The 15,391-nt window shown below is 40.3% G+C and carries 12 protein-coding genes; 11 read left to right on the forward strand and 1 reads right to left on the reverse strand.

Annotated features, from left to right (window positions below):
• Positions 1 to 20: 20 nt before the first annotated feature.
• Positions 21 to 2,624 (forward strand): phosphoenolpyruvate synthase, encoded by a 2,604-nt coding sequence (gene ppsA, locus BK577_RS15965; RefSeq protein WP_078433871.1) that lies wholly within the window; start codon positions 21 to 23, stop codon positions 2,622 to 2,624.
• A 237-nt stretch (positions 2,625 to 2,861) separates the two neighbouring features.
• On the opposite strand, the gene BK577_RS15970 is transcribed toward ppsA, so the two are convergent.
• A complete protein-coding gene (locus BK577_RS15970; protein WP_078433872.1) occupies positions 2,862 to 3,848 on the reverse strand; it encodes an NAD(P)-dependent alcohol dehydrogenase in 987 nt (328 codons plus the stop codon).
• A 228-nt stretch (positions 3,849 to 4,076) separates the two neighbouring features.
• Here BK577_RS15970 and BK577_RS15975 point away from each other — a divergent pair, with 228 nt between their 5' ends.
• The 10 genes from BK577_RS15975 to BK577_RS16020 all read left to right on the forward strand — a co-directional run bounded on the left by BK577_RS15975 (position 4,077) and on the right by BK577_RS16020 (position 15,367).
• Positions 4,077 to 5,240 (forward strand): GntR family transcriptional regulator, encoded by a 1,164-nt coding sequence (locus BK577_RS15975; protein WP_139367365.1) that lies wholly within the window; start codon positions 4,077 to 4,079, stop codon positions 5,238 to 5,240.
• 204 nt (positions 5,241 to 5,444) lie between these two features.
• Positions 5,445 to 6,734 (forward strand): glycoside hydrolase family 125 protein, encoded by a 1,290-nt coding sequence (locus BK577_RS15980; protein WP_078433873.1) that lies wholly within the window; start codon positions 5,445 to 5,447, stop codon positions 6,732 to 6,734.
• A 24-nt stretch (positions 6,735 to 6,758) separates the two neighbouring features.
• On the forward strand, positions 6,759 to 8,045 hold the full coding sequence (locus BK577_RS15985) for an ABC transporter substrate-binding protein (RefSeq protein ID WP_078433874.1): 1,287 nt from the start codon (positions 6,759 to 6,761) through the stop codon (positions 8,043 to 8,045).
• On the forward strand, positions 8,032 to 8,967 hold the full coding sequence (locus BK577_RS15990; RefSeq protein WP_078433875.1) for a carbohydrate ABC transporter permease: 936 nt from the start codon (positions 8,032 to 8,034) through the stop codon (positions 8,965 to 8,967). Before BK577_RS15985 ends, BK577_RS15990 begins: the two co-directional genes overlap by 14 nt.
• A 15-nt stretch (positions 8,968 to 8,982) precedes the next feature.
• A complete protein-coding gene (locus tag BK577_RS15995) occupies positions 8,983 to 9,852 on the forward strand; it encodes a carbohydrate ABC transporter permease (protein WP_078433876.1) in 870 nt (289 codons plus the stop codon).
• A gap of 20 nt (positions 9,853 to 9,872) precedes the next feature.
• Entirely contained in the window at positions 9,873 to 10,499 is a 627-nt protein-coding gene (locus BK577_RS16000; protein WP_078433877.1) for a YesL family protein, read from the forward strand.
• A gap of 62 nt (positions 10,500 to 10,561) precedes the next feature.
• A complete protein-coding gene (locus BK577_RS16005) occupies positions 10,562 to 12,364 on the forward strand; it encodes a glycoside hydrolase family 76 protein (RefSeq protein WP_169908323.1) in 1,803 nt (600 codons plus the stop codon).
• Between the two features lie 66 nt (positions 12,365 to 12,430).
• Positions 12,431 to 13,399: a Gfo/Idh/MocA family protein gene (locus BK577_RS16010; protein ID WP_139367366.1), complete on the forward strand. Its 969-nt coding sequence runs from the start codon at positions 12,431 to 12,433 to the stop codon at positions 13,397 to 13,399.
• Between the two features lie 16 nt (positions 13,400 to 13,415).
• Entirely contained in the window at positions 13,416 to 14,285 is an 870-nt protein-coding gene (locus BK577_RS16015) for a sugar phosphate isomerase/epimerase family protein (RefSeq protein ID WP_078433879.1), read from the forward strand.
• Positions 14,286 to 14,314: 29 nt separating this feature from the next.
• Complete coding sequence (locus BK577_RS16020) at positions 14,315 to 15,367, forward strand: oxidoreductase (protein ID WP_078433880.1); 1,053 nt, start codon at positions 14,315 to 14,317, stop codon at positions 15,365 to 15,367.
• Positions 15,368 to 15,391 lie beyond the last annotated feature (24 nt).

Here is a 15,391-nt window from a genome sequence, read left to right on the forward strand (position 1 = left end):
ATCGTTAGGGGAGATGTGGAATGAGTTCTTTGGTACTCGATTTTCAAGACGTCGAAAAATTACAGCTTATGCTCGTAGGCGGTAAAGGGTTAAATTTAGGGGTATTATCAAAAATCCAAGGAATACAAGTTCCCGAAGGATTTTGTGTTACAACATTAGGTTTTCAAAAAGCCATCAATGAAAACAAAAAGTACCATGCTTTATTGGATCAATTAGCAACGCTAAAAGTTGAAGATCGAGATCAAATTCGTGAAATTAGCAGTAAGATGCGACAACTCATAATGGAAGTAGGAATTCCTTCAGATGTTGTGAAAGAAGTTACTCATTATCTCTCCAAGTTCGGCGAGGAACACGCATATGCAGTGCGTTCTAGTGCGACCGCTGAAGATTTACCACATGCCTCTTTTGCCGGTCAACAAGACACCTATTTAAATATCATCGGAATAGACGCCATCCTGCAACATATCAGCAAATGTTGGGCTTCCTTATTTACGGAGCGCGCGGTCATCTACCGGATGCAAAATAGGTTTGACCACAGTGAAGTTTTTTTATCAGTCATCATTCAAAAAATGGTCTTTCCACAGGCTTCAGGAATTTTATTTACCGCTGACCCGATTACTTCCAATCGAAAATTACTTTCTATTGATGCAAGTTTTGGATTGGGGGAAGCACTGGTCTCAGGCTTGGTATCTGCAGATTGTTATAAGGTACAGGAAGATCAAATCGTTGATAAAATGATAGCAACCAAGAAACTGGCTATGTATGGACGAAAAGAAGGCGGAACAGAGACACAACTAATCGCTCATAATCAGCAAAAAGCCCAAACACTTTCTGATCAACAAATTTTAGAACTAGCACACATCGGCAGGCAGATCGAAGCATATTTTGGTAGCCCTCAAGATGTTGAATGGTGTTTGGTTGATGATATTTTTTATATTGTCCAGAGCCGTCCGATCACAACTTTATACCCGATTCCCGAAGCGGAGACACAAGAAAATCGCGTCTATGTATCTGTTGGTCATCAACAAATGATGACTGACCCCATGAAACCATTGGGATTGTCTTTTTACCTGTTAACAACTCCCGCACCTATGCGTACAGCTGGTGGAAGATTGTTTGTTGATGTGACGAATAATTTAGCTTCACCTGTCAGAGGAAAAATGGTGATAGAGGCTTTGGGAAAATCCGATCCTCTTATAAAAGATGCACTCATTAAGGTCCTTGGGCGAGAAGATTTTATAAAAACTTCACCAAATCCAATAAATATACCAGGTCCTAGTGATACCAATAAAGCAGGTCCTCAATCACAAATCGAAAACGATCCAAAAATCGTTTCTGATTTAATAAAGAAAAATCAAACATCGATAGAAGAGTTAAAACATAACATCGAAACGAAATCAGGAACAGAATTATTTGATTTTATTTTGGAAGATATCCAGGAATTAAAGAAGATTTTATTTGATCCACAAAGCTCGGCTGTTATTATGGCTGCTATGGATGCTTCATCATGGATCAATGAAAAAATGCTGGAGTGGCTAGGTGAAAAGAATGTAGCAGATTTACTTTCTCAATCTGTTTCAAACAATATTACTTCGGAAATGGGTCTGGATTTATTGGATGTCGCTGATGTGATTCGTCCTTATCCAGACGTCATTGAGTATTTACAACATGTAAAAGATGATAACTTCTTGGATGAATTAAGTAAATTTGAAGGTGGACAGGAAACTCAAATTGCAATAAGAAATTATCTTAATAAATACGGTATGAGATGTGCAGGAGAAATCGATATAACGAAAACTCGTTGGATTGAAAAACCAACTACACTTGTGCCTATGATTCTAAATAATATCAAAAACTTTATGCCTAATGAAAGCAAACGTAAATTTGAGCAAGGTCTGCATGTTGCGTTGGAAAAAGAACAGGAATTATTAGATCGCTTGAAGCAATTACCGGATGGTGAACAGAAATCCCAAGAAACAAAACAAAAGATTGACATAATCAGAAATTTTAGCGGATACAGAGAATACCCTAAATACGGCATGGTAAATCGTTACTTTGTTTATAAACAGGCTCTACTGAAGGAAGCCGAAAAGCTCCAACAAGAGGGAGTTTTTCATAAAAAAGAAGATATCTATTACCTTACTTTTGAAGAGCTCGGAGAAGTCGTTCGCACAAAATATCTAGATTATGGAATCATCACCCAACGAAAAAATGATTACAAATTATATGAAAAACTAACTCCACCACGCGTTATCACGTCTGATGGTGAAATCATGACAGGTGAGTACAACCGAGAAAATCTTCCAGCTGAAGCTATTGCAGGTCTAGCAGTTTCTTCAGGTGTTATAGAGGGACGTGCTCGTGTCATTTTAAATATGGAAGATGCTGATCTAGAAGATGGAGATATCTTAGTTACAGCATTCACTGACCCAAGCTGGACACCATTGTTTGTTTCCATAAAAGGCCTGGTCACCGAAGTGGGCGGACTGATGACACATGGAGCCGTTATCGCACGTGAATATGGCTTACCGGCAGTTGTTGGAGTGGATAATGCTACTAAGCTGATTAAAGATGGGCAACGAATTCGGGTGAATGGGACAGAAGGGTATATCGAATTCGTGTAAGTGTTGAATATCAACTTGAAAAAGGTATGAGGAATAATCTCGTACCTTTTTTGTTTAGGAATGAGCCTACGGATTGACAATCAAGCTTATAGAAAAGTATCCCAGGAGCTCTTTCATCTGTTCACCATTCGTCTTAATTTATTATGAGGGAGAGCAGGAGGAGCCAAATGTTTGATTCACAATATTATGAAACTACTAATTTATTTACCTAAGAGAACCCATTAAGGACTTCTTTTATTAGGATTCGTTACTTTCTTCCACTTTTATCACAACATTTCCTCGCTTATGCCCTTTCTCCACATATCGATGAGCTTCAACGATCTCATCAAACTCATAGTGCCTATCGATGACGACTTTTAATTTTCCCATCTCAACAAGTTCTTTAAGGAAGTCCATTGCTTCTGATGTTTCAGGTGCATTACGACTAAATAATAACTTCTTGCGGCTTTTCAAATTAGTCCATAGCATGTTAACACTTGGCAGCGGTTCAGTGATATTTATATATGTACCGTCTTTCTTTAACACCTTCATACAAGCTGAAAAAGAACTTTTGTTTACTGCTTCAAAGACCACATCATAAGTCTCGTCTGACCTGGAAAAGTCCTCTGCTGTATAATCAATGACCTTGTCGGCTCCTAAGGATTTTACCAATTCCAAGTTTGTCGTACTGCATACCCCTGTAACATTGGCACCGAAATACTTGGCAATCTGAACCGCATAACTTCCTACACTTCCTGACGCACCATACACTAGAACCTTTTGCCCGTTTTGAATATTGGCTTTTCTAAGAAAATACAAAGCAGTCCGTGCTCCAATTGGAATGGCAGCAGCTTCTGCAAAATTTATATTGGACGGTTTTATAGACACAGGACCATCCTCCGGTAAACAAATATATTCGGCATAGGCACCAAACCCAGAGAGAGAGGCTGCAAAAACCTGGTCACCTGTCTTAAACTTTTTGACAGCTTTACCAACAGACTCAATTTTACCAGCTAACTCCATCCCTAATATCTCTTTTTTTGGTCCTCTAAAACCAAGTGTTAATCGTGCAGGCAGCCAAAAAGCGGGTGGAACTGTAAAACTCCGTGCTCGAATATCTGCGATTGTTACGGTTGTTGCTTTAACTTTCACTAAAATTTCGTTTTCTTTAGGAACCGGTTTTTCTACTTCTGTCAGTTGAAGAACGTCGGGGGCACCGTATTTTGTATACACGATTGCTTTCATTATCCACCTCTAATCCGTATTATTCATTACTATCATACGAATAGTACGAATAAATAGACCAAAGGTTTCGCTTTTTAATATAAGAAAGATGGGTAGTTAGATCTGTATGTACGCCATAATAAAGTTGGACAGTTCAATTTCTAATAAAGGTACTCTTAATGAAAACCTTTACACATATGATATATCATGATATAACATTATGTATAGATCTATTTTTTTCGAAAGTTGGTGTTTGCTTTGACAAAGCCTTTATATGAGGTTTTATATGAAAACATAAAAAAAGATATTATGTCAGGCGTGTATAAAGAGGGTGACCGCGTTCCTTCCGAAAAGGAATTGTCAGAACAATATGATGTCAGTAGAATTACAACAAAAAAGGCATTGGAAATGTTAGCTGGAGAAGGCTTGATCGTTAGGCAGCCGGGTAGAGGCTCATTTGTAAAGCAAAATTCTAACGACGAAGAGAAGGGACCTGAATTAGTCGAATCTCCTTCAAATGAAGAAAAGCGTACACCACTAATGATCGGTCTAGTTATAACAGATTTCGATGATAGTTACGGGACAGCGCTTATTTCATCCATTGAAAAGTGTACAACCGAACATTCTTGCTTCCTCATACTGCGCCGCTCCTTTGGAATATCAGATATTGAAGAAAAAGCGATTCGGGAATTGGTTGAGCTCGGTGTTGATGGACTCATTGTCTTTCCTGCTCAAGCAGAATATTTTAGTGAAGAGATCTTAAAACTCGTCTTGAATAAATTTCCGTTAGTTCTGGTTGACCGTCATTTAAAGGGAATTTCCACTGCATCGGTAAGCACGGATAACGTTGGTGCGGCCAGAAAAGGAACAGAATACCTGTTGGAGTTAGGTCACAGACATATTGGCCTGCTGACGCCACCACCAAATGATACAACTGCTTTAGAAGACCGTATTGAAGGATTTGTACAGGCTCATGCAGAAAAGGGAGTCATCGTTGACCGAGATTTATGGATAAATAACATTACGTCAACACTTCCTAATTCTTTTAGGCCACCTAACATTAGGCATGATATAGATAAAATAAAGAAACACCTAATAGACCACCCGACAATAACAGCTTTATTTGCGGCGGAATATTACATTGCTTTAATGGCGAATGAAGCGGTTAAAGAGCTGGGGATCCGTGTACCTGAAGATGTTTCGATAATGTGTTTTGACAGTCCGCCAACACATATAGGTGAATTTCAATTAACTTACCTGGCACAAGATCAGGAAAAAATGGGGCAAAAAGTATTTGACATTCTTTTGAAACTACGAAATAAAGAGGATCAAGCCGTTGTACCAAAGCGGGTGTTGCTAGATGCTAATCTAGTAATTGGTAACTCAACCGCTCCAGTTACAATTAAAAAATAATATGGGTGAATGGTGTCTTCATAAGATTGGGGGCACTTTTTTGTTTGTAAAAAAGACTAAAACTCAATATACCATTATCTATCTCTTAAATTAAAATTTTAAATGATATAATTAAATGTAATATTAAATTACTTATTGACATACTATTTATATAACAATTATACTAATTGTAAGCGCTTCACTAAAAGGAGGTGAAATACATAGATGGAAACAAATACATTACCTGCAACAATGATTAACATGATGGATGATATAACGTGCCGTCTGGCAGATCGTCCAAAGCTTGCGAAGGTGTTTCAGAATTGCTTTAAAAATACGATTCAAACAACGGTAAAGCGCCTTGAAGATCAATCTACCTTTATTATTACAGGAGATATACCGGCCATGTGGTTGCGAGATTCGGCTGCACAAGTAAAACCATATCTTGCACTTGCTGACCGTGATGAAACAATCTCAACGATCATTGAGGGGGTGATTAAACGCCAAATTGATTATGTCAATATTGATCCGTACGCAAATGCCTTCAATAAAGAGGCTGACGGAGCAGGACATCAAAATGATCTAACTGATATGTCTGATTGGATTTGGGAAAGAAAATATGAAATTGATTCACTTTGTTATCCTATTCAATTATCTTATTTATTCTGGAAGAGAACTGGAATTACTCGGCACTTTGACGCCGACTTTTTGAAGGCTGTGAAGAAGATTATTGAGGTCTGGAAAGTAGAACAACACCATGAAGAACAATCACCATATCGATTTCAACGAAAAAATTGTCCGCCATCAGACACGCTCACTCGGGATGGTTTGGGAGAACCGGTCTGTTACACGGGTATGACGTGGTCAGGGTTTAGACCGAGTGATGATGCGTGTATGTATGGCTATCTAATTCCTTCCAACATGTTTGCTGTCGTTGTGCTCAATTACATGGAAGAAATTTTAACTAGTTTCTATAAAACTAGTAACCTTATTAGTAGTGTAACAGAGTTAAAGAAACAAATTCAATCTGGAATTAATGAATATGGCATTGTAAAGCATCCAAAGTATGGAAAAATGTATGCATACGAGACCGACGGATTTGGTCATTACAATTTAATGGATGATGCCAATGTTCCGAGTTTACTAGCTTTGCCATACCTGGGGTTTTGCAGTATTGAAGATGAAATCTATCAAAATACAAGAGCATTTATCTTAAGTGAAGATAATCCTTACTATTTTGAAGGTAAGGCAGCCAAAGGAATCGGAAGTCCACATACGCCTGATCAATATGTGTGGCATATTGCACTCGCAATCCAAGGACTTACGACAAATTCTTCAGAAGAAAAAGAGGAGTTACTAAGACTCTTTGAAACAACGGATGCTGATACTGGATATATGCACGAGGGTTTCCATGTTGACGATCCGACACAATTCACTCGTAAATGGTTTTCATGGGCTAACGCAATGTTTTGTGAGTTTATCATGAGTGTCGTTGAAAGCGCTTCTAAAAAGTAAATAAATGATAAAGAGGTGGCTGGGATGAGAAAATTTCGATTTGGTTGGATGCTGTTGCTGGGAGTACTGCTAAGTTTGGCATTAGTAGGTTGCAGCAGTGAAGATTCTAGCAATAATGACAGTGGTTCAGGTGATGAAAAAGTGAAACTGACCTTCTGGGGTGACTGGACAGGTGATGGGGAAGATCAGTTTAACCATATGGTTGAAAAGTTTAACGAATCTCAAGACCGTATTGAAGTCGAATACGTCATTCAAGAAGATTTAATAACAAAATTCATGACAGGTATTACATCTGGTCAAGTTCCTGACGTTTTGCTTTGGGATCGTTGGAGAACATCGCTTTATGCTCCAAAAGGAGTACTGCATCCAATAAATGAATATATGGAAGCTGACGGTGTATCCGAAGGTGATTTCTACAAAGAAGCATTAAAAGAATTAAGCTATGATGACAACTTATATGGTCTTCCGTTAACAGTTGATACACGTGCCTTATTCTATAATAAAGACCATTTTGAAGAAGCTGGCATTGAGCCTCCGACCACATGGGAAGAGCTTCGTGAAGCAGCGAAAAAGCTAACTGTTAAAAATGGAAAAGACTTTGAACGAGTTGGTTTTTCCTTAAATGATCTAGGATTATTCAATATGTGGCTTCAACAGGCTGGTGGCCAGATGTTGACAGAAGATTTAACTGCAACAGCCTACAATAGTGAAGCAGGTTTAAAAGTACTTGAATATTGGAATCAATTGCTGTTTGAAGATGAAGTGTATAAGACTGGATTTGACAAAGGACTTGAAGGTGCTCAGCATCCGTTTGTAACTGGAAAATCATCGATGCACTTTACTGGGCCATGGGATTTACGTACGTATGAGCAATACAGTGATCAGTTAAATTACGGGGTGGTTCCACCGCCGGCAGGTCCAAATGGTGACAAAGGTGCGGTTATGGGCGGCTTTGGTTTAGCTGTACCGGAAGCTTCTGAAAAGAAAGAAGCCGCATGGGAGTTCATTAAATGGTGGTTAGCAGAACCGGAAAATGCGCTTGAGTGGGGTAAAACAAGCTTGAACATTCCTGGTAACAAAATCGCGCTTGAGGATCCGTTCTTCCAAGATGATCCATTCTGGAAGCCATTCATAGATTCATTAGAATTTGCTAAAATTCGTCCTCGTCACCCGGGTTATTCTGTTGCAGAGGTTGACGCATTAATTCCAAACCTGGAAAAATTCGTGTTGAAGGAGCAATCAGCAGAGGAGACTTTAGAAAAAGCCCAAAAAGAGGGAGATAGGATGCTTAAGGAAAATGAAGTTGAATAAGATTAACAGAATTCAAGAGAGTGCACTCTCTCTTGATTCTGTTCCTAAAAAAAGTTCATTTAACCGATATCAATCACGGGCAGCGTATTTCTTAATTGCACCTACACTCATTCTGTTTATCGTATTTATGGTGATTCCTATAGGGATGGCTATTTTCTTAAGTTTTACTAATTATGACATTATTAGCTCGATGGAATGGGTAGGCTTTGATAATTTTAAACGACTAATCGATGATGCCATTCTTTGGCAGACATTCCGAAATGTCGGGGTGTTAACACTGTTTTTTGTGCCGCTTATGATCATTATTTCATTGCTTTTAGCTGTTTTAGTCACACAGCCATTTCGTGGTGTCACGTTTTTCCGACTCGCTTTTTACATGCCGACAGTTACATCTGCAGTAGCGGCATCGATCGTTTGGTTATGGATGTTGAACTCAGAATATGGGTTGATCAATCAAATGCTTAGTTATGTCGGGATTGCTGGACCTTCTTGGCTGTCCGAATCGGGACCGGCGATGACTTCGGTTATTGCGGTTACGCTTTGGTTAGGAGTCGGTGGAAACATGATTATTTACATGGCTGGTATTAAAGGGATTCCGACGCAGCTCTATGAAGCCGCAAAGATTGATGGTGCTTCAGCCTTTAAACAGCTCATTTATATTACATTTCCAATGCTTCGCCCAACAACATTGTTAGTAAGTACGATGACAATTATCGGTGCATTACAAATTTTTGATCAGGCGTACGTGTTAACACAAGGTGGACCTGCGAACTCGACGAAAACGATCGTGTACCACATTTATACAACGGGATTTGAACAGCTGCAAATGGGTTATGCATCAGCACAAGCGCTTGTTCTGACGATAACCATTTTAATTTTCACGGCAATTAACTTTAAGATTAATCAAAGTAAGGATCAATAGAAGGGAGGACCTGAGATGAAAAGAAGTGAAAATCTAAAAAAGCTGATCTTCTATATCGTAAGTTCGGCAATTGCAGTCATAATGGTTATGCCATTTATTTGGAGCTTATTAACATCCATAAAACCAGATACTGAAATATTTCGAATTCCTCTGCAGTGGCTTCCTTCGACGATCACCTTTGAACAATATATCGAAGCATTCGAATCAGTACCGTTTGGACGTTACTTGTTTAACTCGCTTTATCTTGCTGTAATGGGAGTTTTCTTTAATCTTTTATTTGGTTCAATGAGTGGTTACGCATTTGCGAAACTCAAATTTAAAGGAAGAAAAGTTATTTTTGCAGTCTTATTGGCAGCGATGATGATTCCAGGTGTAGTTGTCATGATCCCGCAATATATCGTTCTAAACAATATGCCGCTAATGGGTGGAAATGACATTTTAGGCCAAGGTGGGCATGGATTGTTGAACAACTTTTGGGCGGTTATTCTTCCAGGTGCGGCCGGTTCGTTCGCAGTATTCTTTATGCGCCAGTTTTTCTTAACCTTACCGGATGAATATATGGAATCAGCGCGGATTGATGGTTGCAGTGAGTTTCGGATTTATTGGAATCTTTACTTGCCACTTACAAAGCCGGCGTTAGCAACACTTGGAATTTTCACATTCCAAGCAGGCTGGAACAGTTTCTTGTGGCCGTTAATCGTCTTAAATGACAGATCATTATACACAGTACAGATAGGGCTTCAAGCATTTACTTTTGATAAACAAACAGCATACGGACCGATGATGGCAGCGACGATTATCATCATTTTGCCTATCGTTGCACTCTTCATGTACTTACAAAAATACTTTATTGACGGTGCAAACTTCTCTGGGATTAAAAGCTAATTAGGTAGAGGGTGAAAACAATGTATAAATGGATGGTATGGATCGCAAAGGCAGCTGGATTGAATTTATTATGGATTTTGTTCACATTATGCGGATTTGGTTTCTTGGGCTTATTTCCAGCAACAGTCGCTTTGTTAATGGTGACACGTGATGTAAAAACAGGGAATCAAAAGGAAATAGGAGCTTCTTTCCTGAATTACTATGTGGAAAATTTTATCAAGGCTAATGCCTACGGCTATTTGATCATGATTATAAATATAGCCTTGATATCACTTGCGATCCAATCTGTTCATTCCTCAGTACTACTTACCATACCAATTTTTGTGGTGACGGTACTGGTTTTCATGATATCCCTATATCTGTTGCCTGTATTTACGTATTTTCATGCATCATTTTTGAATCATCTAAGACTTTCAAGTGTGATGGCATTAGGACACCCAGTTGTATCATTTGTGCTAGTTTCTCTTTTTGCACTCAATTTTGGAGTAATCTTTTATTCTAGCATTTTGATTGCATTTCCAATCTTGTTTTTGTTCTTTATGGTCAGCGTTTCTGCTTATTTTGTGATGGTCGTATTATTGCCGGTGTTTAGGAAGTATGGCGAGTCAGAAAAAGCAGCTACCAGTAACCAGGTATCAGAAGTCTAATAGTTTCCAATATCCAGAGAATGAAAGCGTTTCATATTTTATTTATACAAAGGAGTGACATTATGATTACTAAATGGCGTGGAATGACCGTTTTGCCGGCAGTACTATTGATGATTTTCTCATTACTCGTAACAACTCTTTTTAATTCAGAACAGGTTGAAGCTGCAAGCTCATGGAGTGAGGAGTATGATGCAGCACAAGGAACGTTATATAACGTCGGAACAGAAAACTCGGAAGCAGGTTATTTCGGTGAAGGCTATGTTGCCGGCTGGAACAGAGATGGCCAAAAAGTAGATGTCGAAGTGAACGTACCTAGTGATGGCAGCTATACGCTGGTATTTAAATATGCTGGTGGTGCCGGCTCTGCTACCCGATATCTTGAAGTGAATGGGGAAGAGATTGTTGATCAAGTACGTTTTTCTGGAACAGGAAGCTGGGGTAATTGGCAGACCGCGAATGTTAACGACATCGCACTGAGTGCTGGAAAAAATACGATAACTCTTGGCTTTGATTCTGCGAGAGGCAGTACGAACTGGCTTAACTATGACAGTCTGACTGTAAAAGAACCAAGTGAAACAGAGATAGTAGCATGGGGATTAAAAGAAGAAGCTGAGCACGCTCAATTTTCGCTCACTGAAAACTTTTGGAACAATGATAGAAACATGTTCAATAATCAATACCCTGATAGCGAAACGAATGATCGATTCCATTACTGGTGGCAGGCACATGGAATTGACACGCTAATTGACGGCTATGAACGATCTGGTGATAAAGCGTATCTCGACAAAGCTCAAGCTTTATATGAAGGTGTTAAAACACGAAACGGCGGTGATATCCGTAACGATTTTTATGATGATATGTTGTGGATGGCACTTGCTCTTCAACGTTTGCACAGCTACACAGATAATCCGGAGCATGAACAAGCGGTGTTTACACTATGGGAAGACATTAAAACTGGCTGGAGTGAGGAATTTGGCGGAGGAATCGCGTGGAACAAATTCCAACTTGATTACAAAAATACACCATCAAATGCACCAGCAGTTATTCTTGCCGTACGGCTATTTGAGCAGTATGGAAAAGAAGAAGATTTAAAATGGGCAAAGAAAATCTATAACTGGCACCAGGAAACATTAGTGGATCCTGAAAACGGCTTAGTGTGGGATGGCATTAACCGGACAGGTGATGGAAATATCGATAAAGGCTGGGAATTCACGTATAACCAAGGTGTCTATATCGGGGCATCGGTTGAGCTTTTTAAGTTAACAGGTGAACAACAGTATCTTGATGCTGCCGTTAAGACAGCTGAAACGACAAAAGAACGATTCTCCAATCACAACGGAATCATCTATGAAGGTGGCACTGGTGATGGTGGATTATTTAAAGGAATTCTTGTACGTTACGTAACAGAGCTAGTAAAAGCAGACGAATCTCAAGTCGATCTGGCTGAATGGATCATTAAAAATGCCAAGAGTGTTTGGAATCAAACAAAGGAAGAGCCGGTAATTTTGTTTGGATCATCATGGGAAGGTGCAATTAATACCCCTGTTGAGCTTAGTCAGCAATTAAGCGGCGTTATGCTGATGGAGCATGCAGCAGAGCTCGAGCCAATTATGTTTGACAGTTTATGTGATGTGTTAGCAATTGAAGTAAATACTTATGCAGAAGATGGTATATTGGAGAAATCCGTTGCGAAAAAACTTAGCAATCGTATCAAACAAGTAGAGCACCATCTTGGCAAAGGGCACTTTAAGCAGGCACTTAAACATCTTGAAGACTTTGAAAAGCATTTACAAAAAGAGAAGCAACAGGGTCATGTCACCGATGCAGCTTATGAAGAACTTCAACAGTTAGTAGACAGAATATAGAAATAACAAGTGACGAATTGAAGAAATTAGTTAATTTATCAACAGGTAGGAAAAGGAGTGGGACGGTTGAAAACGATTCGAATTGGATTTATCGGAACAGGTGGAATGGCTCAAGTGCATGCAGGGCAACTTCTGGAACTTGAAAATGTGAAAATTACAGCGATAACCGATGTGAGTCCTGACGCAAGGGAGAGATTTATTGAAAAAGCGGGAATAGAAAATGTCCAGCAATTTACAGAGTACCGCGACATGCTCGACCAAGCAGAATTGGATGGAGTTGTAATCTGTTCACCACATACTTTGCACTTTGAACAAGCAACAGCGGTTTTGGAGAAGGGCTTACACGTGTTGATCGAAAAACCGATGACTTGTTCATCACATGAGGCTGAGCAATTAATTGAAACGGCCAAGCGAACAGGAATGATCATGCAAGTGTCATACCAACGCCATTTTCAGCCGGAATTTATTTATATTCACGATACAATCGCTGCCGGAAAAATCGGAAAGGTTACATCTGTTACAGCCTCATTGTACCAACAATGGTGGAACGGTTCGAATGACACGTATTCATGGCGCAAGGATCCAAAATTATCTGGAGGAGGATTTTTAATGGACTCCGGCAGCCATATAATTGATGTTTTGCTTTGGACGACAGGATTAACACCAGTTGAAGTAACGGCACAGCTTTCTCAACAGGGTGCACCGGTAGAAATCGATACATTCACATCAATTCGGTTTAAAGAAGGTGCGGTTGCCGGTTTGAACCTTGTCGGTTACTCACCGGCTTGGCATGAAACATACGTATTCTGCGGTGAAAAGGGAGCCATTTTTTATGACAACGATAAAATTACCCTTCATTTAACAGGAGAAGAACCAATCGTTCCGGATTTACCTAAGGCAACAACGAACCAAGACAAAAGCTTCATAGATGCGATCCGTGGAGATGGTGATGTACAGGTGCCGGGAGAATTTGCCTTAAAGGTTGTTAAGTTTTCGGAAATGGTTTATGAATCAGTTGGCTACAAGCCTTACTAAAGGAGGAATTGACTACATGAATTTTAATATAGGAATGCGGATTCCGCCAAAAATCGGTAGTGAAGGAATTGAAAAAGTTGCAAGCTGGGCAGCGGAAGTCGAATTGGACACCCTTGATGTCTCCCGGCTTACACCGGAAGTAATAGCTGCCTGTGAGAAGGCAGGCGTCGGGATTGGAACCGTTGATGTTGCACAGGTTGGTCAGCTTTTCAGTTTAGATGAAAAACGCCGTTCAGATGCAATTGACAGTGTAAAAAAACAGATGACAGACATCGCGGCATTAGGCGGCCGAGTACTGTTCATGTGTCTTGTTCCTGAGGATCACACACTGCCGCGAAAAGATTCATTCGGGATTTGGAAAGAAACGTTTCCTGAAGTTATTCAACATGCTGAACAAAATGGGTTATACATTGCCATCGAAGGCTGGCCAGGGCCGGCACCATATTATCCAACACTAGGCTGTACGCCGGAAACATTAAGGGCAATGTTCAACACGATCCCATCGAAGCACTTTGGAATGACGTATGATCCATCACATTTGGTCCGTTTAGGCATTGACTATATCCGCGTGTTATCTGAGTTCGGGGAACGAGTGAATCACTGCCACGGCAAGGACACTGAAATGTTAACAGATGATCTGTATGAATGTGGTGTGCTGCAGTCTACTTTCACAGAAAAATACTTATTCTCAGAAGGCTCTTGGCGATACACAATCCCAGGCCACGGGGAAGTTGACTGGGGGAAAGTTGCTATCCGTTTACAAGAGCTGGGCTACAATGGACCGATCAGTATTGAATTAGAAGATCACCGCTATTGGGGCACACTTGAAGCCGAGCAACAAGGGATCGTGAAAGCTGCACAGCATTTGCGCAGATACGTTAAATAATAGATTCTAACTTTACAAGGGGTGAATCGATGGACGAAAAACTTCGAGTTGGCATAATCGGTTACGGATTTGCATCAAAGACGTTTCATGCACCGGTCATTACAAGCTTACCAAATTTACAGTTAACAAAAATCGTCCAGCGCAACAGCACGACCGCAAACGAGCGTTTTCCTGAGGTAGAGGTCGTCAGTCATGTCGACGACCTCTACCAGGATGATGCGATTGATTTGGTTGTCGTGGCAACGCCAAGCACTGATCACGTGAAATTTGTACGTGACGCATTGCTTGCAGGGAAACATGTTGTGGTGGAAAAGCCGTTTACAACAACCTCGGCTGAAGCAGACGAGTTAACACAATTGGCAAAGGAGCAAGGAAAAGTTTTAAGCGTCTTCCACAACCGCCGTTGGGATGGAGATTTTATGACGTTGAGACGACTGTTAGATGGCGGAATGTTGGGTGATGTAAAAGAAGCCGTTTTTCGCTGGGACCGGTATATCCCGGATGCAAATCCTGATAAATGGCGTGACAGCAATGCAATAGGCTCTGGGGTGCTCTATGATCTTGGAGTGCACTTTTTTGATCAAGTACTCTGTCTATTTGGAAAACCAGACAAAATCCGTGCAGAAGTCCGGTCCTTGAGGCCAAATACAAAAGCGGATGATTACTTTGATGTAACACTAGGATATCGGCATGACTTGAGCGTTACCATAAAATCCACAGTTCTGGCCAGAGAGCCTGGTCCACGTTATGTCGTGCATGGAACAAAGGGTTCGTTTGTGAAGTTCGGAAATGACCCCCAGGAACAAGCGTTAATAGCAGGACGCTCACCTGCTGAAAACGGCTGGGGCAAGGAATCACAAGAAATGTGGGGCACTCTGAATACAGTGGTGAATAATCTTCATGTTGTAGGTACCGTTGAGACAGTTGCCGGTGCTTACCAAGCGTACTATCAAAATATTTATGATGCAATTACTGGCCGTGCCGAGCTGATCGTAAAACCTGAGGAGGCGAAGATGGCGATTAAGTTAATTGAACTGGCGCTTGTGAGTAGTCGTGAAGGGCGGACGGTTGATGTTGAGTAACAATACTGAATTATCCTATTTCAT

The sequence above is a fragment of the Metabacillus halosaccharovorans genome (assembly GCF_002019635.1).
GTDB classification, from domain to species: Bacteria; Bacillota; Bacilli; order Bacillales; family Bacillaceae; genus Metabacillus; species Metabacillus halosaccharovorans.